The sequence below is a fragment of the Vibrio inusitatus genome (assembly GCA_024346935.1).
Classification (GTDB): domain Bacteria; phylum Pseudomonadota; class Gammaproteobacteria; order Enterobacterales; family Vibrionaceae; genus Vibrio; species Vibrio inusitatus.
In genome coordinates this window covers 945,426-963,842 of record AP024878.1, presented here as the reverse complement: position 1 = coordinate 963,842, position 18,417 = coordinate 945,426, and the positions used below count along the sequence as shown (strand labels likewise).

The 18,417-nt window shown below is 44.6% G+C and carries 17 protein-coding genes and 1 riboswitch; of the genes, 4 read left to right on the top strand and 13 right to left on the bottom strand.

The window, feature by feature from the left end; genetic code table 11:
• The 7 genes from acpP to yceD form a co-directional block, all read right to left on the bottom strand.
• Complete coding sequence (gene acpP, locus OCU48_RS04400; protein ID WP_004737381.1) at nucleotides 1-234, bottom strand: acyl carrier protein; 234 nt, start codon at nucleotides 232-234, stop codon at nucleotides 1-3.
• 161 nt (nucleotides 235-395) lie between these two features.
• Nucleotides 396-1,130: a 3-oxoacyl-ACP reductase FabG gene (gene fabG, locus OCU48_RS04395; RefSeq protein WP_141343897.1), complete on the bottom strand. Its 735-nt coding sequence runs from the start codon at nucleotides 1,128-1,130 to the stop codon at nucleotides 396-398.
• Nucleotides 1,131-1,154: 24 nt separating this feature from the next.
• Nucleotides 1,155-2,078 (bottom strand): ACP S-malonyltransferase, encoded by a 924-nt coding sequence (gene fabD, locus OCU48_RS04390; protein WP_141343896.1) that lies wholly within the window; start codon nucleotides 2,076-2,078, stop codon nucleotides 1,155-1,157.
• 78 nt (nucleotides 2,079-2,156) lie between these two features.
• Nucleotides 2,157-3,107 (bottom strand): beta-ketoacyl-ACP synthase III, encoded by a 951-nt coding sequence (locus OCU48_RS04385; protein ID WP_141343895.1) that lies wholly within the window; start codon nucleotides 3,105-3,107, stop codon nucleotides 2,157-2,159.
• Nucleotides 3,108-3,112: 5 nt separating this feature from the next.
• Nucleotides 3,113-4,138, bottom strand: coding sequence for a phosphate acyltransferase PlsX (plsX, locus tag OCU48_RS04380; protein ID WP_141343894.1), 1,026 nt, complete (start codon nucleotides 4,136-4,138; stop codon nucleotides 3,113-3,115).
• 9 nt (nucleotides 4,139-4,147) lie between these two features.
• The gene (rpmF, locus tag OCU48_RS04375) at nucleotides 4,148-4,318 is read right to left on the bottom strand and encodes a 50S ribosomal protein L32 (protein ID WP_004737376.1); all 171 of its coding nucleotides are present in this window, start codon (nucleotides 4,316-4,318) and stop codon (nucleotides 4,148-4,150) included.
• A gap of 5 nt (nucleotides 4,319-4,323) precedes the next feature.
• A complete protein-coding gene (gene yceD, locus OCU48_RS04370; RefSeq protein ID WP_141343893.1) occupies nucleotides 4,324-4,860 on the bottom strand; it encodes a 23S rRNA accumulation protein YceD in 537 nt (178 codons plus the stop codon).
• A 117-nt stretch (nucleotides 4,861-4,977) separates the two neighbouring features.
• On the opposite strand from yceD, the gene OCU48_RS04365 reads away from it, so the two are divergent.
• Entirely contained in the window at nucleotides 4,978-5,577 is a 600-nt protein-coding gene (locus tag OCU48_RS04365; protein ID WP_141343892.1) for a Maf family protein, read from the top strand.
• Here the strand turns inward: OCU48_RS04365 and rluC are convergent.
• On the bottom strand, nucleotides 5,570-6,514 hold the full coding sequence (gene rluC, locus OCU48_RS04360; protein ID WP_141343891.1) for a 23S rRNA pseudouridine(955/2504/2580) synthase RluC: 945 nt from the start codon (nucleotides 6,512-6,514) through the stop codon (nucleotides 5,570-5,572). The two genes, OCU48_RS04365 and rluC, sit on opposite strands and share 8 nt — an antisense overlap.
• A 604-nt stretch (nucleotides 6,515-7,118) precedes the next feature.
• On the opposite strand from rluC, the gene rne reads away from it, so the two are divergent.
• The gene (gene rne / locus OCU48_RS04355; RefSeq protein ID WP_141343890.1) at nucleotides 7,119-10,202 is read left to right on the top strand and encodes a ribonuclease E; all 3,084 of its coding nucleotides are present in this window, start codon (nucleotides 7,119-7,121) and stop codon (nucleotides 10,200-10,202) included.
• Between the two features lie 248 nt (nucleotides 10,203-10,450).
• A complete protein-coding gene (locus OCU48_RS04350) occupies nucleotides 10,451-12,010 on the top strand; it encodes a SulP family inorganic anion transporter (RefSeq protein ID WP_141343889.1) in 1,560 nt (519 codons plus the stop codon).
• Between the two features lie 68 nt (nucleotides 12,011-12,078).
• Here OCU48_RS04350 and OCU48_RS04345 read toward each other — a convergent pair whose 3' ends face one another.
• The 4 genes from OCU48_RS04345 to OCU48_RS04330 form a co-directional block, all read right to left on the bottom strand.
• The gene (locus OCU48_RS04345; RefSeq protein ID WP_141343888.1) at nucleotides 12,079-13,533 is read right to left on the bottom strand and encodes an MATE family efflux transporter; all 1,455 of its coding nucleotides are present in this window, start codon (nucleotides 13,531-13,533) and stop codon (nucleotides 12,079-12,081) included.
• Nucleotides 13,534-13,561: 28 nt separating this feature from the next.
• Nucleotides 13,562-14,158, bottom strand: coding sequence for a LysE/ArgO family amino acid transporter (locus OCU48_RS04340; RefSeq protein ID WP_141343887.1), 597 nt, complete (start codon nucleotides 14,156-14,158; stop codon nucleotides 13,562-13,564).
• 336 nt (nucleotides 14,159-14,494) lie between these two features.
• On the bottom strand, nucleotides 14,495-15,478 hold the full coding sequence (locus tag OCU48_RS04335; protein ID WP_141343886.1) for a GGGtGRT protein: 984 nt from the start codon (nucleotides 15,476-15,478) through the stop codon (nucleotides 14,495-14,497).
• Nucleotides 15,479-15,495: 17 nt separating this feature from the next.
• The gene (locus OCU48_RS04330) at nucleotides 15,496-16,188 is read right to left on the bottom strand and encodes an iron-sulfur cluster assembly scaffold protein (protein ID WP_141343885.1); all 693 of its coding nucleotides are present in this window, start codon (nucleotides 16,186-16,188) and stop codon (nucleotides 15,496-15,498) included.
• Nucleotides 16,189-16,336: 148 nt separating this feature from the next.
• A riboswitch (Fluoride riboswitch) is annotated at nucleotides 16,337-16,404 on the bottom strand.
• 167 nt (nucleotides 16,405-16,571) lie between these two features.
• Here OCU48_RS04330 and OCU48_RS04325 point away from each other — a divergent pair.
• Nucleotides 16,572-17,393: a MaoC/PaaZ C-terminal domain-containing protein gene (locus OCU48_RS04325; protein WP_141343884.1), complete on the top strand. Its 822-nt coding sequence runs from the start codon at nucleotides 16,572-16,574 to the stop codon at nucleotides 17,391-17,393.
• Here OCU48_RS04325 and OCU48_RS04320 read toward each other — a convergent pair.
• Nucleotides 17,390-18,328, bottom strand: coding sequence for an endonuclease/exonuclease/phosphatase family protein (locus tag OCU48_RS04320; protein WP_141343883.1), 939 nt, complete (start codon nucleotides 18,326-18,328; stop codon nucleotides 17,390-17,392). The genes OCU48_RS04325 and OCU48_RS04320 overlap by 4 nt on opposite strands.
• Nucleotides 18,329-18,417: the final 89 nt, after the last annotated feature.

The following is an 18,417-nucleotide window of genomic DNA, read 5'->3' as shown; positions in this document are numbered from 1 at the left end:
TTACTGAGCGCTAGTTACGTAATCGATAGCAGCTTGAACAGTAGTGATTTTCTCTGCTTCTTCATCAGGAATCTCAGTGTCGAACTCTTCTTCTAGAGCCATTACTAGCTCAACTGTGTCTAGAGAGTCAGCGCCTAGATCGTCAACGAAAGATGCTTCGTTTTTAACTTCAGCTTCGTCAACACCTAGCTGTTCAACGATGATTTTTTTTACACGTTCTTCAAGATTGCTCATTTTTTATTTCCTATACATAAGTCGCTTAATGCGATGTTTTGCGTAGTTTATTCGAAAGTTAAAAAGTTGCAAGGGCATCCTTGCTGGTCAAACCACAATTTTGTGAATTTAACCGATTTTAATGGCACTTTTGACATATATCACGCCAAAAATGCGCAAAATTACACCATATACATGCCACCATTGACGTGCAATGTTTCACCTGTGATGTAAGCTGCGTCTGGAGAAGCAAGGAATGCCACTGCAGCTGCAATTTCACGAGGATCACCTAAGCGACCTGCTGGCACAGAAGAGAGCGTCGCTGCGCGTTGCTCGTCGTTCAGTGCTTTTGTCATATCAGTTTCGATAAAGCCAGGTGCTACAGTATTGACCGTTACTCCGCGAGAAGCAACCTCACGAGCCATAGACTTTGTAAAACCAATTACGCCCGCTTTCGCTGCAGCGTAGTTTGTTTGTCCAGCGTTGCCCATAGTGCCAACTACTGAACCTACATTGATGATTCTACCGCACTTTTTCTTCATCATGCCACGTAGAACCGCTTTAGACAAACGGAAGATTGAAGTCAGGTTAGTGTCCATGATATCTGTCCACTCATCCTCTTTCATGCGCATTAGCAAGTTATCACGTGTGATACCTGCATTATTCACGAGAATATCAAGAGGACCAAACTCTGTGGTGATCTCTTTAAGCACTGATTCAACAGACGCAGGATCCGTCACGTTGAGTGCTATTCCCTTACCTTTGTCACCTAAATATTCGCTAATCGCTGCAGCACCATTCTCGCTAGTTGCTGTGCCGATAACCGTAGCACCACGTGCAACAAGTGTTTCAGCGATAGAACGACCGATACCACGGCTAGCACCAGTAACTAGTGCGATCTTTCCTTCAAGGTTCATTATTCGTTATCTCCGTTAAGAATCTTATTTCGCCGCTTCAAGGGATGCAGTGTCATTAACAGCTGCAGCCGTTAGGCTTTTTACAATACGTTTAGTTAGGCCGGTTAGTACTTTGCCTGGACCTAATTCTAGAAGTTTTTCAACACCTTGCTCATGCATCTTCTGCACGCCTTCTGTCCAGCGTACTGGGCAGTATAGCTGACGCACTAGCGCGTCTTTGATCTTTGCAGGATCCGTTTCAGCAATTACATCAACGTTGTTGATTACGGGCAGCGTTGGAGCATTGAACTTAATCTCTTTCAGTGCTTCGGCTAAACGATCAGCCGCAGGCTTCATCAATGCACAATGTGACGGTACTGAAACAGGAAGTGGAAGTGCACGCTTCGCACCCGCTTCTTTACATAGTGCACCAGCGCGCTCTACAGCCGCCTTGTTACCTGCGATAACAACCTGACCTGGAGAGTTAAAGTTAACAGGTGAAACAACCTCGCCCTGCGCGCCTTCTTCACATGCTTTAGCAATAGCATCATCAGCAAGACCAATAATAGCGTACATTGCACCCGTGCCTGCTGGTACTGCTTCTTGCATGAGTTGACCGCGTAATTCAACCAGTTTAATCGCTTCTTTGAAGTCGATAACACCAGCACAGACAAGCGCTGAGTATTCACCTAAGCTATGACCGGCTAAAAGCTCAGGTGCAGCTAAGCCTTGTTCATTCCATACGCGCCAAACAGCAACTGAAGAAGCCAGTAGTGCTGGTTGAGTGCGATGAGTTTGGTTTAAATCTTCAACTGGACCGTCTTGGATAAGCGCCCAAAGGTCGTAACCTAGTACCTCTGAAGCTTCGGCAAATGTTTGTTTAACAATATCAAACTGCTCGCCAAGTTCAGCTAACATACCAAGGCTTTGAGAGCCTTGACCTGGAAATACGATTGCAAATTTGCTCATAATTCGTCCTTTAAGCCTTGCTAAATATTGAAAAAGAAGTGCAAATGCACTTCTTTTGGTTAATCGAACTCGCTTGGATTAAAATTTAACCAGCGCAGAACCCCAGGTGAAACCACCACCAAAGGCTTCTAGCAACAACGTCTGACCACGCTTAATTCGACCATCTCGCACAGCTTCATCCAACGCAGTTGGTACTGTTGCAGCCGAAGTATTGCCGTGACGGTCAAGGGTCACAACCACTTGATCCATAGACATCGACAATTTCTTCGCCGTTGCGGTAATAATTCTTAGGTTTGCTTGGTGTGGTACTAACCAATCCAAGTCTTCTTTGCTCATGTTATTGGCTTTCAGCGTATCGGTAACCAAACGAGAAAGTTGGGTTACTGCAACCTTGAACACTTCATTACCCGTCATGTGTAGCCATTTATCGACTTCACCACCACGAACTGGCATTTCAAGGCTTAATAGCTCGCCATAACGGCCATCAGCGCCTAAGTGTGTAGATAGGATACCCTGCTCTTCACTTGCACCTAACACGACTGCACCAGCGCCATCACCAAACAAGATAACCGTTGATCGATCAATCTCATCCACTGATTTAGACAGTGCATCAGCGCCAATAACCAAGATATTTTTGCACATACCTGAACGAATATGCTGATCAGCGATTGATAATGCGTATACAAATCCCGTACATGCTGCTGCCACATCGAAAGCAGCACAGCCAGGGATCTCTAGGAGCCCTTGAACCTGACACGCTGAAGATGGAAAAGCATGGCTACCACTTGTAGTAGCAACGATGATTAGGTCGATGTCTTTTTTATCGATACCGGCCATTTCAATTGCATTTTTAGCGGCAATGTAGCCCATATCTGCAACTGTTTCATCGGGAGCAGAAATGCGACGTTCTTTGATACCTGTGCGAGCAACAATCCACTCATCGGCAGTATCTACCATTTGTTCTAAATCTGCATTGGTACGCACTTGGGAAGGCAAATAGCTGCCTGTGCCTAATATTTTGCTATTCATGAAGACTAATTTTGCCTCTCGAGTAAAACGGTTTCCAAACGGTCACTTATACGACTGGGTACTTGACGTTTGACCTCGTGAACTGCCTCTATGATTGCATTGATGATAGCAGTTTTATCCGCACTTCCGTGACTTTTAATGACAATGCCGCGCAATCCTAGCAAACTTGCCCCGTTATACTGGTCGGGGTTCAGCTGTTTTAGCTCAGAAAACAGCTCAGAGAAGAATAATTTTGAAATCCAAGCTCTTAGCTTAGACGACAGCATATGACGTTTTAGCCTTTCAAGGAATAGATTTGCAACTCCTTCAGACGCTTTTAGGCATACATTGCCTACAAAGCCATCACATACCACTACATCCGCTTCATCGTGCAATAATTGATGAGCCTCGATAAAGCCGGTGTAATTAATCGATTTTACCTGCTGAAGCATTTCAGCACAGTTTTTTACCAGATCATTTCCCTTAATCTCTTCCTCGCCTACGTTCAATATTGCCACTCTTGGTACACGTTGCAGGTGTTCTTCTGCAAGTGCTGAGCCCATGACCGAAAATTGAAATAGCGTGTTCGCATCTACCGATACATTCGCACCAAGATCCAATAGCCATACTCTTTGGCCACTACGAGTGGGTAAAGCCGAAATGAGTGCGGGTCTTTCAATGCCAGGAAGTAACTTTAGTCGATAACGAGAGAGTCCCATCAAAGCACCAGTATTTCCTCCGCTCACACACGCCTGTGCGGTTTGATCTTCAACAAGATCAATCGCTCTGCGCATAGAAGTACCTGCGCTACGACGCATTACAGAAGAAGGTTTATCGGTGTCGGCAATGACCTTATCGGTATGCTCGATATGAATTCGGTCTTTGGGAAAAGAACCCAATGTAGAGAGGTGGGGAATGAGGACGGATTCGTCGCCCACTAATATAACTTTCAGCTCTGGGAAAATAGACAATGCCTGCACGGCGGCAGGCACTGTAACATGGGGACCGAAATCCCCACCCATTGCATCAAGTGCAACGGTAATCGTTTGCAAAAAGTAACCTTACTTATTGATTACTTTTTTGCCACGGTAGAAACCTTCAGCAGTCACGTTGTGACGTAGGTGAGTTTCACCTGAAGTTGCGTCTACAGATAGTGCAGCTGTAGTTAGCGCATCGTGTGAACGACGCATGCCACGCATTGAACGTGATTTTTTGCTCTTTTGTACGGCCATTGACCCTACTCCTTTGTCTTTGCTTTTAAGCTTTTTAAAACTTCGAACGGGTTTGGTTTCTCTTCCTCAATTTCTTCAGGAATGTCACCAAAAACCAAGTTATTTGTATTTACGCTACATTCAGAAACATCATGCATTGCAATTTGAGGCAAATTTAGAAGGAACTCGTCTTCAACTAACTGTATGAGATCACATTCACCGTACTCGTTCAGATCTACCAAATCGTACTCTTCCGGGGCTTCCTCTTCGGTCTTTTCGCCCTTATTAGGGGTATAGACGAATTGGACTTCACAAACATGTGTGAAGTTCTCATTGCAGCGTTGACACTCTAAATCGACTTCGACGTTAGCTTTACCAGAGATAACGACCAATCGTTGTTCATCTAAGTCAAATGACAATGTGACTTCTGCGTCGCGTTTTACGCCTTCGACCGACTCGGCCAAGCGCTTGAGCAGACTGACTTGGATGATGCCATCATAGTCTAGTCGTTTCTGAGCAGCTTTACTCGGGTCAACCGTTCGCGGTATTTTTACCTTTTGCATAGGGCGCGAATATTATCTCTCAATTTATATTTAGTCAAAGGAAAACAGAAAAAACTTACTCAATTTTTGTACGTCGATTATTCTATAGCAATCAATACTTACCCACAGATGGAACTCATGAGCGAATATCAAATTGTTTTAGCCTCAACATCACCCTACCGAGCTGAAATTCTGCATAAATTATCTCTTTCTTTTACTCAGCTTAGTCCAGATTTTGACGAAACCGCTCAAGACAATGAAACACCTGAGCTACTCGTCGCTAGACTTGCCGAAGGGAAAGCGAAATCTTGCGCCCTACCCGACGGTAATCACCTTGTGATTGGCTCCGACCAAGTATGTGTGGTCAATGGCCAAATCGTTGGTAAACCGCATACAGTAGAAAACGCTATTAAACAGTTGCACGCTCAAAGCGGCCAAACTATTACTTTTTATACTGGCCTTGCATTATACAACAGCAAACAGTGTCGTACTCAAGTAGTCGTTGATACCTTTAAGGTTCATTTCAAAACCCTAACAGACACTCACATCAAACGTTACGTTGAACTGGAGCAACCCCTTAATTGCGCAGGCAGCTTTAAGAGCGAAGGATTAGGCATCGCTCTATTTCAATCCCTAGAGGGTAAAGACCCAAATACGCTAATTGGGCTGCCGCTCATCGACCTGATTGCTTTACTCGAAAACGAAGGGGTTTATGTATTAGGTAATGCCATTACTTAACACGTAGCCCTTCGATAGCGCGTTGCAATTTATTTTCCATTGGCGCAGATATGTCCATTTCCTTTTCTGTGCCTGGATGGATAAATTTAATATTTGCCGCATGTAAGAAAAGACGATCAAGACCCACTTTTCCTGTAAATGCATCAAAACGGCGGTCTCCATAACGATCATCCCATGCAATAGGATGGCCCGTGTACTGAGCATGTACACGAATCTGGTGAGTGCGCCCTGTGATAGGACTCGCTTGCAATAAAGTGGCGTTATTAAGCTTTTCAATTATCTTAAAGCGCGTTTCTGACGCCTTACCGTTAGGGTTTACACGAACGATGCTGTTCACTTCATTTTTAAGAAGCGGTGCGATCACTTTACGAATGCTGCTTTTCCATTCACCCATCACTAACGCGAAATAGTATTTCTGTACTGTCTTTTCACGAAATTGTGCTTGCAAATGACGCAGCGCTGAACGCTTCTTAGCGATCAGCAATATTCCAGAAGTGTCTCGGTCAATGCGGTGCACCAACTCTAGAAATCTTGCTTCCGGTCTAAGTGCTCGCAAGGCTTCAATAGCGCCAAACTTAAGACCACTACCACCATGAACAGCGGTGCCCGACGGTTTGTTGAGAATAAGCACATGCTCATCCTCATACAATATGCAGTGCTCTAATTCAGACACCTTATTAAGCTTAGTGCTCAAAGCCGGTGTGTCTTCTGTGGCAGGCAATGTTACAGGCGGGATTCTGACAACATCGCCCGCTTGCAGCTTGTACTCTGCTTTAACACGTTTTTTATTTACACGAACTTCTCCCTTACGCACGATTCGATAAACCATGCTTTTAGGGATCGCCTTTAATTGATTGCGCAAAAAGTTATCAATGCGCTGTCCAGCCATGTCGGAATCTATCTCAACAAACTGTACTTGGGTTCTAATTTCACTCATTCGCCTAGTCTAACATCCTAAAGTGCTGTAAATCACATTTTTCTCTGCAAAATTGGATAAGTTAAGCCACCTGTGCTTTTGCCTACTGTTCATTTAAAAACCTGTGTACAACATTAAGCCGTCACAGTTTTGTCATTTTTACTGACATTTATTAAATTCATATATATCAGTAGCTTAATTACGTGTCATTCGCAATTTTTAGATTTTTTTCTATCCTTTAACTGTTTGTCGATTGCTGTGTATTAGTGACACTGTTATAGTTCGTCAATCAATATGCCCTCTTGGTTATTTTTTACACTTTTCTAAGGTGCAAATTGATAAAAAGACTAAAGTCGACTGTTCATTTCCCCAGTGCTGCGTAAGGCATAAGACATTGATAATGAACGAACTTGTCGCGCGACTTTTACCTATCGATGCAGAGATCGACTGCAATTACTTCGCAGATCATGTTTTTCTGAAGAGAAAAATGTGATGGCTAAAGTGTCCCCGAGCATCCCTTCCAGCCGTGAGGCTGCAACGATTGACCATGGGATCAGACACCATCGATAGAAACAAAAGCGACAATCACAAATGAAATAATTAAAGAATCATAACGAGATTTCGAATGAAAAGAATGTTAATTAACGCAACTCAAAAAGAAGAGTTGCGTGTCGCCCTCGTTGATGGACAGAAACTATTCGATCTAGATATCGAAAGTCCTGGCCACGAATCAAAGAAGGCGAATATCTACAAAGGACGTATCACACGCATCGAACCAAGCCTAGAAGCTGCGTTTGTTGACTATGGTGCAGAGCGACATGGTTTCCTCCCTCTAAAAGAAGTTGCACGCGACTACTTTCCTGCTGGTTACACATACCAAGGCCGTCCAAGCATTAAAGAAGTGCTTAAAGAAGGTCAAGAAGTCATTGTACAAGTAGAGAAAGAAGAACGTGGTAACAAGGGTGCAGCCTTAACTACCTTCATCTCACTTGCAGGTAGCTATCTTGTACTTATGCCTAACAACCCTCGTGCAGGCGGTATTTCTCGCCGTATCGAAGGTGATGAACGCACTCAACTTAAAGCAGCCCTAAGTACATTAGAACTGCCTCAAGGTATGGGTTTAATCGTTCGTACAGCGGGTGTTGGCAAGAGTGCTGAAGAACTAGAATGGGATCTAAACGTACTGCTTAACCATTGGAATGCAGTGAAAGAAGCGGCTGATGCAAATCAAGCGCCTTTCCTTATCCATCAAGAAAGTAACGTTATCGTTCGAGCTATTCGCGATTATTTACGTCGTGATATTGGCGAGATCCTTATTGATAGCAACACTATCTTTGAGCGTGCTCAGGCACACATTCAATTGGTTCGTCCTGACTTTATCAACCGTGTTAAAAAATACGAAGGTGAAGTACCACTATTCAGCCACTATCAAATCGAAAGCCAAATCGACTCTGCGTTCCAACGTGAAGTTCGTTTGCCTTCTGGTGGCTCAATCGTTATCGACCCAACTGAAGCGTTAACCTCTATCGATATCAACTCTGCTCGCGCAACAAAGGGCAGCGATATCGAAGAAACCGCACTGAACACAAACTTAGAAGCGGCTGATGAAATTGCTCGTCAATTGCGTCTACGTGACTTGGGTGGTCTGGTTGTTATCGATTTCATCGATATGACTCCAGTACGACACCAGCGTGAAGTAGAAAACCGTCTTCGTGAAGCTGCACGTCTTGATCGTGCTCGCGTACAGATCGGTCGTATCTCTCGATTCGGTCTTCTAGAGATGTCTCGTCAGCGTCTAAGCCCTTCTCTAGCAGAAGCAAGCCATCACATCTGTCCTCGTTGTTCAGGCACAGGTGTTGTACGTGACAATGAATCTCTAGCGCTGTCTATCCTTCGTTTGATTGAAGAAGAAGCACTAAAAGACAACACAGCTCAAGTACTCGCTGTTGTACCAGTGCCAATCGCATCATACTTGATGAACGAGAAGCGCCGCAGTGTGAATCACATTGAACGTTGCCAAGAAGTTAAGATCCTTATTGTTCCTAACTCAGACATGGAAACTCCTCACTTCGAGGTTGTTCGTGTTCGTGAAGGTGAAGAACAAAGTCTGCTTTCTTACCTATTGCCGAAGAAACTAGACGCAATGAAAGAAGCAGAAGCTCGCGATGCGGGTGAAGTTGAAGCTGCACCGCGACGCATTGAAGAGCCTGCACTGCAAGGTTTTGCCTCTCCTGCACAAACAGCAGCGCCGGCACCAAAGCAACCAGCAGCACCTGTAGCTAAACCTGCACCGGCCGCTCCAGCTAAGCCAGCAGCACCAGGTCTATTCAGTCGTATCATTTCAGCTATCGGTAAACTGTTTAGCTCAGAAGAAGTGAAAGAAGAAAAACCTGTTGTTGAAGAAAATAAACCAAAACAGCAGCGCCGCGATCGTAATGACAGCCGCCGTCGCAACAACCGCGATAACCGTCGTCGTAACAACCGTCCAAACCGTAATAAGTCTGAACACGAAGAGACCACGGCTGAAGCACCTCGCGAACAAGCTCCTCAACAAGATGCACCTCGTAAAGAGAACAAGCGTAAACAGCCTCGTAAAGAGAGAAAAGCGCCAAGCAAAGTTGAAGAGCAAGGCAAACAAATTGCCGAGCAAGCTCAACAAGAGCCTGAAGCGAAAAACGATAAAGAAATCAAGACGAGCCAGGTTAAGCAACGTCGTCAGCGTCGTCAGATGAAGAAGCAAGTCCGAGTTAAGGACCAGCAAGCTGAAGCCGACCAACAGAACGTAAGTACTGAAGCTCCAATAGCTAAAGTTTCTAAACCTGAAGCAGAAAAGCCAGCGAAGAAACAACAGCCGAAAGCTCAAGTTTCAGTTGAAGATAATGCTCAAGTTGAAAGCTCTGAGAAGAACGAAGCACCACAACAACGCCGTAATCGCCGCTCTCCGCGTCATTTACGTGCCAGTGGCCAGCGTCGTCGTCGCGGTCGCGATCGCAGACCTAACCCATTCCGCCTGCGCAAGGGTGGGGTTGCCTCTCCTGAGATGGCAATGGGTAAAGTAATGCCTAAGTACGACTTGCCTAAACCAAAGAAGAAAGCGCCTAAGGTTGAAGAAACAACTATTAGCGTAATCGGTGGTGTAGCTTTCCCTGAAATTTCTATGGGTAAAGTTATCATAATGAAAGCAGATCAACCGAAGGTAGCAGTAGCACCTAAAGTGGAAGAAGCTAAAGTTGAAGAAACTAAGGTTGTTGAGCCTATCGTTACTGAAACAAAAGTTACTGAAACGAATGTTGAACAAGCGAACGCAGTCGTTGCAGAACCAAAGACTGAAGCACCAGTTATAGCACCTAGTATTGCTGAGTCTGCAGAACAACAGCCTGCGCCAGTAGCTGAGACTCCTGCACCAGAAGCAGTAGTTGTTGAAGCAGCTGCAGTGGAAACAGCAGAAGTAGTGACTCCTATTGTTGCCGAGCAACCAGAAGTTAAAGCTGAGCCTGCTCCGAAAGCACCACAGTCTGCACCTAAAGCGACTAGAAGCTTCAAGGGCCACGCCGCATCGGGAATGACAAGTGCACCTGGTCCACAGGAAATACGTGAAATCTCTGTCAACGCAGCCGATTTCCGTAGCGAACGTCTTCAAGGTAAAGCAGGTGGCAGCCAAGCTGCTACCAATAAGGCAACTGCCGCTACTACTAAACCAAATTACTAATTTGGATTAGTCAGAAAAGAGTCAGCTTTAAGCTGACTCTTTTTTTTATCTAAATCTATTGGATATTCTTGCTGTTTCTCATCCCTTGATTGCACTTCAACCTCGTTTCCGTTAGCATTCGCCGACAAAAATACTAATAGCAAGCATGAATGTGTTACTCCATGTAACCATATTCCGCAAATATCCACTATCGCGACTATCCTTTAAGTCTTCGTCGCGAACCCAAACCAAAAGATGAAATAACACAAATGTTTGAATCTCCTAAGTTTTCAGCTCAAAGCGTCAAAAATGATGTTTTGTCCGGTCTTACCGTTGCTCTTGCATTGGTACCTGAAGCGGTAGCCTTTGCCTTTGTTGCGGGTGTTGACCCTATGGTCGGCTTATACGCTGCCTTTATCGTTGGCTTAATTACCTCTATTTTTGGCGGTCGCCCTGGCATGATTTCTGGTGCAACTGGCGCTATGGCCGTTGTAATGGTAAGTCTTGTTGCGGTGCACGGTGTAGAGTACCTATTCGCTGCCGTCATGCTCACAGGTCTACTACAGGTCCTTGCTGGCATATTTAGGTTAGGCAAATTTATCCGCATGGTGCCTCATCCAGTGATGATTGGTTTCGTGAACGGTTTAGCGATTGTTATCTTCCTTGCACAGTTGGGACAATTTAAAACACCAGATATTGCCGGTGTAATGACTTGGTTACCTGCTGAACAAATGACGATCATGCTAGGTCTAGTCGCACTCACTATGGGCATCATTTTCTTCCTTCCTAAGCTGACTACAGCAATTCCGTCTTCTTTGGTGGCCATAGTTACAGTAACTCTGATTGTTCAATTTGGCGGTCTTGATACCCGTACTGTTGTTGACTTCCTGCGTGCTATGTCTGGTAACGATGCAGCGACTCTTGCAGGTTCACTACCAACATTCTCGATTCCTCAAGTCCCTTTCAACCTAGAGACACTGAAGATCATCTTTCCATATGCCATCGTTCTAGCGGCAATTGGTCTCATTGAATCACTACTGACTCTGACTGTTCTTGATGAAATGACAAATACTCGTGGTAAGAGTAACCGCGAATGTGTAGGTCAAGGCATTGCTAACCTAAGCTGTTCTGTATTCGGTGCTATGGGTGGCTGTGCGATGATTGGTCAATCGATGATCAACATTAACTCAGGTGGTCGCGGTCGTCTTTCTGGTATCGTGGCTGCGGTTGCACTGCTTATATTCATTCTTTTTGCTTCAGCGCTTATCGAAATGATTCCACTAGCGGCGCTAGTTGGCGTGATGTTTATGGTTGTTATCGGCACCTTTGAATGGGCGACATTCAAACTTGCACGTCGTGTACCAAAGCAAGATTTCTTCGTTATCGTTTTAGTAACAGTAGTAACTGTCTTGACTGACCTTGCGGTTGCCGTTGCCGTTGGTGTTATTGCTTCCGCACTGATGTTTGCGTGGCAACATGCTAAACATATCTATGCGAGTAGCCAGGTCAATGAAGAAGGATCTAAGGAATACCGCATTCATGGCCCTGTATTCTTCGGCTCTGCTGCTAACTTTTTGGAACTGTTCGATGCACGTAACGACCCTTCAGACGTCATTGTTGATTTTGCTGATTCTCGCGTTGCTGACCATTCAGCGATCGAAGCAATTGAAACGCTGGCTGAACGTTATGCGGCGGTAGGCAAAACGCTACATTTACGCCACCTTAGCCAAGACTGTCGTGCATTGTTGCATAAAGCAGGTAGCCTTGTAGAGATCAACGTGAAAGAAGATCCTAGCTACAAAGTTGCGACTGATGTCCTAGCTGGCTAACAACGATTAAATACAACAATGCCTATAGAGAGAGTATCTCCATAGGCATTTTTTATATCAGCCAATCATTACTTCTGCTCTGTAACCAATTCATCATTCTTAGCTAGCTCTTCCATTACCACAGCATCATGAGTACAAAATGGCTGCATATTCACGCTGTGTAATCCTTCGTCCACTTCATCTTCGGTGATCGCTTCTTCATCCAATTGATGAACGTGGAATCTAAGCACGACCAAAGCGATCAAACCAAATACAATGCAGCCCACCGCTTGCCCATACAGGACGCCTAAAGCACCAAACCAAGCAGACCCTATGTAAACAAATGGAATGGTTCCCACTGTCGCTTTGCCTATATTCAGAGCCGTAGAGTAAAGAGGCTTACCGAGGTTATTAAAAGAGGTATTCGCTACGAATTGCGCACCATTAAACACAAAGGTAATCGCCACAAAAGTACAGAAGGTACGAACCAACAAGTCCGCATCGCCTGTTAAGTTAAAACTTGTGACTATTTGCGACTGTAGGAAATACAAAATCAAGCTCACCACAACACAATAGATACTCACCACAAACAGTGAGTTGCGTAAGGTTTCTTTAACCCTATCAACTCGGTCAGCGCCGTAATTCTGCCCAATGATAGGACCCACTGCGCCTGATAAAGCAAAAATAGCGGCAAATACCACCGGTGTTAAGCGTCCTACAACCGCAAAGCCTGCCACAAAATCCTCACCAAACTGCGCAATAGCGCTGGTGACTATGGCATTGCCTACTGGCGTTGCAATATTGGTAAAGATTGCAGGTAGCGCGATAGTAAATATCGCTCGTTGTCCAATCAGCCACTGCTTGTATCGGAATTTTCCAACCAAGTCGTGCTGCTTTATAAGGGGCGCTAAAGAAAAGGCCAGTACCGTAAATCGAGAAACAACAGAGGCCAGTGCAGCACCCTCGACGTTCCACATAAATACAAAGATAAATATAGGGTCTAGAATCGCGTTAACTACCCCGCCCCATATCGTCGCCATCATAGAGCGTTTAGCATCTCCTGCGGCGCGTAATGCCGCGCCCGCAGCCATACCAAGAGCCACAATGGGAGTACTAGGCAACAAGATATACATATAGTCTTTCGCATGCTCAAACGCCGCTCCCTTAGCACCAATGAGTTGCAATAGTTCAGGGATGTAATAGGTCATCACGCCGGTAATCACAGCGTTGACTAGGAAGGCCGTTACCAAAATATTGATAACTAAGTGGCGAGCACTCTGTACACGTTTAGCGCCAAGCTCTTTCGATACCAAAGCGCCCATCGCTATGGAGGTACCTATGGATATTGAGGTCGAGAAAAAAATAAGGGTTCCAGCAAAGCCCACGGCTGCAGCTAACTCCACCTGCCCTAGCATACTGATGAACATCATATCTAAGAGATCGACAATAAACAGCGACATTAAACCAATGGAACCTGCTCCTGACATAGTCAGAATATGCCTCATTGTTGAGCCTTCGACGAATTTTGCTTGCTGCTCTGCCACTGCTACTTCCTTGTAGATTCTTAGAGGTCTAACGTAGTAATTCGGTAGCGAGTATCAACATCACAACGCCCACCGCACCCTCAAGTACTTTCCAAGTATGGGCTTTTTTGAAGTAAGGGGTTAATAATCTTGCGCCGTATCCCAAACTAAAGAAGAAAACAAAGGATGCGCATACCGCACCAATACCAAATAAGTCTTTATTCGCACCATATTGAGTAGACACCGAGCCGAGTAAAACCAAGGTATCAAGATAGACATGAGGATTGAGCCAAGTAAAGGCGAGACACACCGCGAGGGTTTTGTTTAGTGAGGAAGGCGCTTTGGTCGTTGGGTCTAGCGTATGCTTATTTTTGAAGGCAGACCAAAGACTGCTTGTGCCATAAACAATCAAGAATAATGCACCACCGTAGCGCGCGATGTCTTCAACTTGAGGGTAAGTCTTCACTACTACAGAAAAGCCCGCTACACCTGCGCTTATCAGTAACGCATCTGAAACAGCGCATACCAAACACACCCAAAACACATGTTGTCTAAGCAAGCCTTGTTTGATGACAAATGCATTTTGCGCTCCGATAGCTAAAATCAGAGACAGTCCAATAGAAAAGCCAGCTAAAAACGCAGACATTGCTTTGTTCTTGAATACATTGATTCATCCATGAATATTCCGAAACAACAACTCTACAAGTGAAGCTCCTAATTTACAAAAGGAAAAAGAGCAAACCCATCGAACTGAGTTTGCTCTTCGTGCCCACAAGCAAGAAGCAATGAGCGGTATCACTAGTTGTCTTGGTATCATTAAAGTGGTCAGCTTTTAGCTGACCGCTCGATTCGATTAACAATAGATGTCCATCTGGCGGTAGAGAACACTCTATTTGGGCATTAGACTAGAAGCTAGCTGCTATTCACGACAACGCATGAGTAGAACAAGAGGGATGGTCAGCTAACTTCCAGAATTCTTTACTTAAACTCTTTTTGCTTTTAATGCTTCATCAACGGCTACAGCAAGTGCTACAGATGCTCCTACCATTGGATTGTTACCCATTCCGATGAAGCCCATCATAGCAACGTGTGCGGGTACTGAAGAGCTACCAGCAAACTGAGCATCCGCATGCATACGACCCATAGTATCGGTCATACCGTAAGATGCTGGACCTGCTGCCACGTTATCTGGGTGAAGTGTACGACCTGTACCACCACCTGATGCCACAGAGAAGTATGCTTTACCGTCACGGTTACACTCTGCTTTGTAGATACCTGCTACAGGATGTTGGAAGCGTGTAGGGTTAGTTGAGTTACCAGTGATACTCACATCAACACCTGCGCTACGCATGATTGCTACACCTTCGCGTACATCATCAGCACCGTAACAGATAATCTCGCCTCGTGGTCCTTGTGAGAAACGACGACGCTCTACTTCATTCAGCTCACCCGTATCGTAATCGTATTGAGTTCTTACGTAAGTGAAGCCATTGATACGTGAGATTAGGTATGCTGCATCTTTACCTAGACCATTAAGGATAACTTTAAGCGGTGTAGTACGCGCTTTGTTTACGTTAAGTGCAATCTTGATTGCGCCCTCAGCAGCTGCAAATGACTCATGGCCAGCAAGGAAAGCAAAACAGGTGCTTTTTTCATCTAGTAGACGAGCCGCTAACGCGCCGTGACCGATACCCACTTGGCGTTGTTCCGCCACACTACCCGGTTTACAAGATGCCTGCAGACCTTTACCAATAGCATTCGCAGCTTCAATTGAAGTTTTGCTGTCAGTAAATAGCGCGTAGGCTGTACCTACTGTGTATGCATCAACTGCGCTTTCAAAAGCGATAGGTTGAGTTTCCATCACTTGTTCACGAGTATCGATGCCAAATTCTTTACAATAAGCGAATGCTTCTTCTAAAGAGTTCATGTTCATTTCTGTTAGTAATGCTTGAGTTGCGTTATTCATAATTCAGTCCTCTTCGCTTATTGTTGACGTGGGTTAATAGTTTTAACAGCTTCGTCGAAACGACCATACTGACCACTTGCTTGCGCCAGTGCTGTCTCAGCATCAACGCCAGCGTTGACTGCTTTCATGAATTTACCAAGGTTCATGTATTGGTAACCGATAACTTCATCGTTTTCATCAAGACCCATTTTCGTTACATAGCCTTCTGCAATTTCCATGTAACGAACGCCTTTAGCTTTTGTTGAGTAGCTAGTACCCACTTGGCTACGAAGAGTTTGACCAAGGTCCTCTAGTGCTTCACCCACTTCCAGACCGCCATCTGAAAATGCTGATTGAGTTCGACCGTAGGTAAACTGAAGGAAGATTTCACGCATTGCCACATTGATAGCGTCACAGACTAAATCAGTGTTCATCGCTTCAAGAATGGTTTTGCCGGTAAGAATTTCTGATGCCATTGCAGCTGATTGAGTCATACCCGAACAACCGATGGTTTCGATTAGCACTTCTTCAATGATGCCTTGTTTTACATTGAGAGTAAGTTTAGCAGCGCCTTGCTGTGGTGCACATGTACCCACACCATGACTTAGACCTGAGATTGCAATAACCTCTTTAGGGTTAATCATACGGCCTTCTACTGGAATAGGAGAAGAAGCATGTAGGTCGCCACGTTGAATTGGGCACATTGATTGAATTTCGTCTGTGTAATGCATAATGTTTTCCGCTCTAACAAATGAATAAAGTTGGGAAAACAGTGCGAGAAAGGATTGGGTGCAAGATGAATTAGATACGCCCCACCAAACCGAGTACCATGAGGTACTAGTTTCAAAGATCATAAAGATCTATGAGTCACTGTTTCCGATTTTGGTAGGAGTCATCAGCCGAATGGTCGGCGGTTAAGTAGGTGGAACCCCATCACCTGTGCCACTAAATTTAAGTCAGACAAGGGAGTATCACAATAGGCATAAGTGGAATCTAACATTACAATTATGCAACCAGTTAACTATTTGAGATCGAAAGCCAAATAAAAGTTACACTAATTCAATAAGATAGATTGAACAACGCTTACGAAACTATGTTGAAGGATAGGCAATTAATGTCACAAAAAACTATTGAATATAAAAATCTTCCTAGCAACCTACGTATTTTGGGCAGAACTTTATTCAAATCTCAAACGAAATCCGCTATCCCAAGATTGCAGTTTACTGTTGAAGGCTTTCACTTCAACCAAGCTCACTTGCAAAGCTACAAACGCTATTGTGGTTTTTCTCACAATGAAATGCCTCTGCCTTACTTATTTGTAGCCAGCCAAAAAGCGCAATTGCATTTACTCACTGATGAGCAGTTTCCGCTAAAGACATTAGGTTTAATTCACACTGGTATTCGTTTTTATCGGCATAAAGAAATCGACACTAAAGCCAATTACAATGTCACTGTTTCTGTTGGCAAAGTAGAAAATAAGGCTCGAGGCATCGAGTTTGAGTTATGTGTGCACTTTTATAAAAACAGCGAACTGGTGTGTGGATTCGATAGCCACTACTTCTCCATTACGAGTAGCAAGCGAGGAAATAAGCCTGCGAAAATCGCTGATGACTTTACTGCCTTTCACAGCCTTGCTCATCTAAACATAACAGAGCAAAGCGTGCGCGGATATGCTCGAGTATCGGGAGACTACAATCCTATCCATTTGCACAGACTGACCGCTGCCCCGTTTGGTTTTAAGAAGCCAATTGCACATGGCCTGTATTTACTGGCTCGCTGTTTGGTGTCTCTGGATATTTCGCCAAAAGAGGTCGTAGCTAGCTTTAAACGCCCTGCACTACTGCCTATTGAGACCGAATTAATTCAATCAAACAACCAGATGCTATTGCTTAATATGGATAGAAAAGCGCTCTTGAATATAGAGTGGGTTAACTAGCTTCGGTCGGTGAGCGTGATAGTCACAATACCATGGTCACTCGCCATACGATCAATAGCATAAATAGGATTCACTAGATGGCTATCGGAAACCTGATAATCACTCACCTCAAACAAACAAGACGCGCTATTGCGGTCAAACTCTTCAGAAAGCATGATGTAGTCTAAAACACTGCCTTTTGCGCCATAATAATGTGTTGCCTGTATTGGTGCCTCTTCTGCTAAAAGACGCTTGGAATCACTGAGCCCTCTTATTTCATCAGCATTATTTGCATGGAAGCAAGAAAATTCAGCACTGTTCAAATCTCGATTGAAATCCCCCATCAGTAACTGAGGATAGCCTTTAGTGCGCTTACGCTCAGTAAAGAACGCATCAATAAAACGGGCTTCAAGACCCCTCTGCATGGTGGAACGCCAACTTTCAACCTGCTTCAAGCTAAATTTCTCCTCACTCAAAGCTTTAGGACGCTGTGATTTAAAGTGTACGACTACACAATCCACCTTCCCAATAACCGGCAGTTCGATAAGCGCATGCAAAGGGGCTCGACTAAAAGTGAAACCTAACTCTTTTGATGCCAATAGATCAGGCTCAACCGCAGATACCGACAGTAATGGATAGCGAGAAGCAATGCCAACCACCGGCTCTGAATGGATAAAATCACTCTCAACCTTTGGCTCATCAATCACCGCAAAGTAGGGATAACCAATACTAGCCAACTGCTCTTCTAGAGCATCAGCACTAAAAATCTCCTGAAAGCCGATAACATCAGCATCTGAAGCTTCTATTTGCTTGAGTGTCCAATGCTGTTTATCCTGCCAATGAGCAAAGCTATAGATGTTTTCAAAATCGTAGTAAGCCCCTGGAGGCGCTAGATAATTAAACAGGTTGAAGGTTGTGATCTTTATTTGATGTGGGCGCAAAGAGCATCCATCCATTACTGTTGCTAGAAAGCTTAACTCCAAGATAACTCAAGTTACTGGTTTCAGCGAGTGCCATAGAGTATCTTAAGAAAAGTACTAGGATG

Coding starts and splice junctions, on each gene's coding strand:
- acpP (WP_004737381.1), bottom strand. CDS start 234: ATGAGCAATCTTGAAGAACGTGTAAAAAAAATCATCGTTGAACAGCTA.
- fabG (WP_141343897.1), bottom strand. CDS start 1,130: ATGAACCTTGAAGGAAAGATCGCACTAGTTACTGGTGCTAGCCGTGGT.
- fabD (WP_141343896.1), bottom strand. CDS start 2,078: ATGAGCAAATTTGCAATCGTATTTCCAGGTCAAGGCTCTCAAAGCCTT.
- OCU48_RS04385 (WP_141343895.1), bottom strand. CDS start 3,107: ATGAATAGCAAAATATTAGGCACAGGCAGCTATTTGCCTTCCCAAGTG.
- rpmF (WP_004737376.1), bottom strand. CDS start 4,318: ATGGCCGTACAAAAGAGCAAAAAATCACGTTCAATGCGTGGCATGCGT.
- yceD (WP_141343893.1), bottom strand. CDS start 4,860: ATGCAAAAGGTAAAAATACCGCGAACGGTTGACCCGAGTAAAGCTGCT.
- OCU48_RS04365 (WP_141343892.1), top strand. CDS start 4,978: ATGAGCGAATATCAAATTGTTTTAGCCTCAACATCACCCTACCGAGCT.
- rluC (WP_141343891.1), bottom strand. CDS start 6,514: ATGAGTGAAATTAGAACCCAAGTACAGTTTGTTGAGATAGATTCCGAC.
- rne (WP_141343890.1), top strand. CDS start 7,119: ATGAAAAGAATGTTAATTAACGCAACTCAAAAAGAAGAGTTGCGTGTC.
- OCU48_RS04350 (WP_141343889.1), top strand. CDS start 10,451: ATGTTTGAATCTCCTAAGTTTTCAGCTCAAAGCGTCAAAAATGATGTT.
- OCU48_RS04340 (WP_141343887.1), bottom strand. CDS start 14,158: ATGTCTGCGTTTTTAGCTGGCTTTTCTATTGGACTGTCTCTGATTTTA.
- OCU48_RS04335 (WP_141343886.1), bottom strand. CDS start 15,478: ATGAATAACGCAACTCAAGCATTACTAACAGAAATGAACATGAACTCT.
- OCU48_RS04330 (WP_141343885.1), bottom strand. CDS start 16,188: ATGCATTACACAGACGAAATTCAATCAATGTGCCCAATTCAACGTGGC.
- OCU48_RS04325 (WP_141343884.1), top strand. CDS start 16,572: ATGTCACAAAAAACTATTGAATATAAAAATCTTCCTAGCAACCTACGT.
- OCU48_RS04320 (WP_141343883.1), bottom strand. CDS start 18,328: ATGGATGGATGCTCTTTGCGCCCACATCAAATAAAGATCACAACCTTC.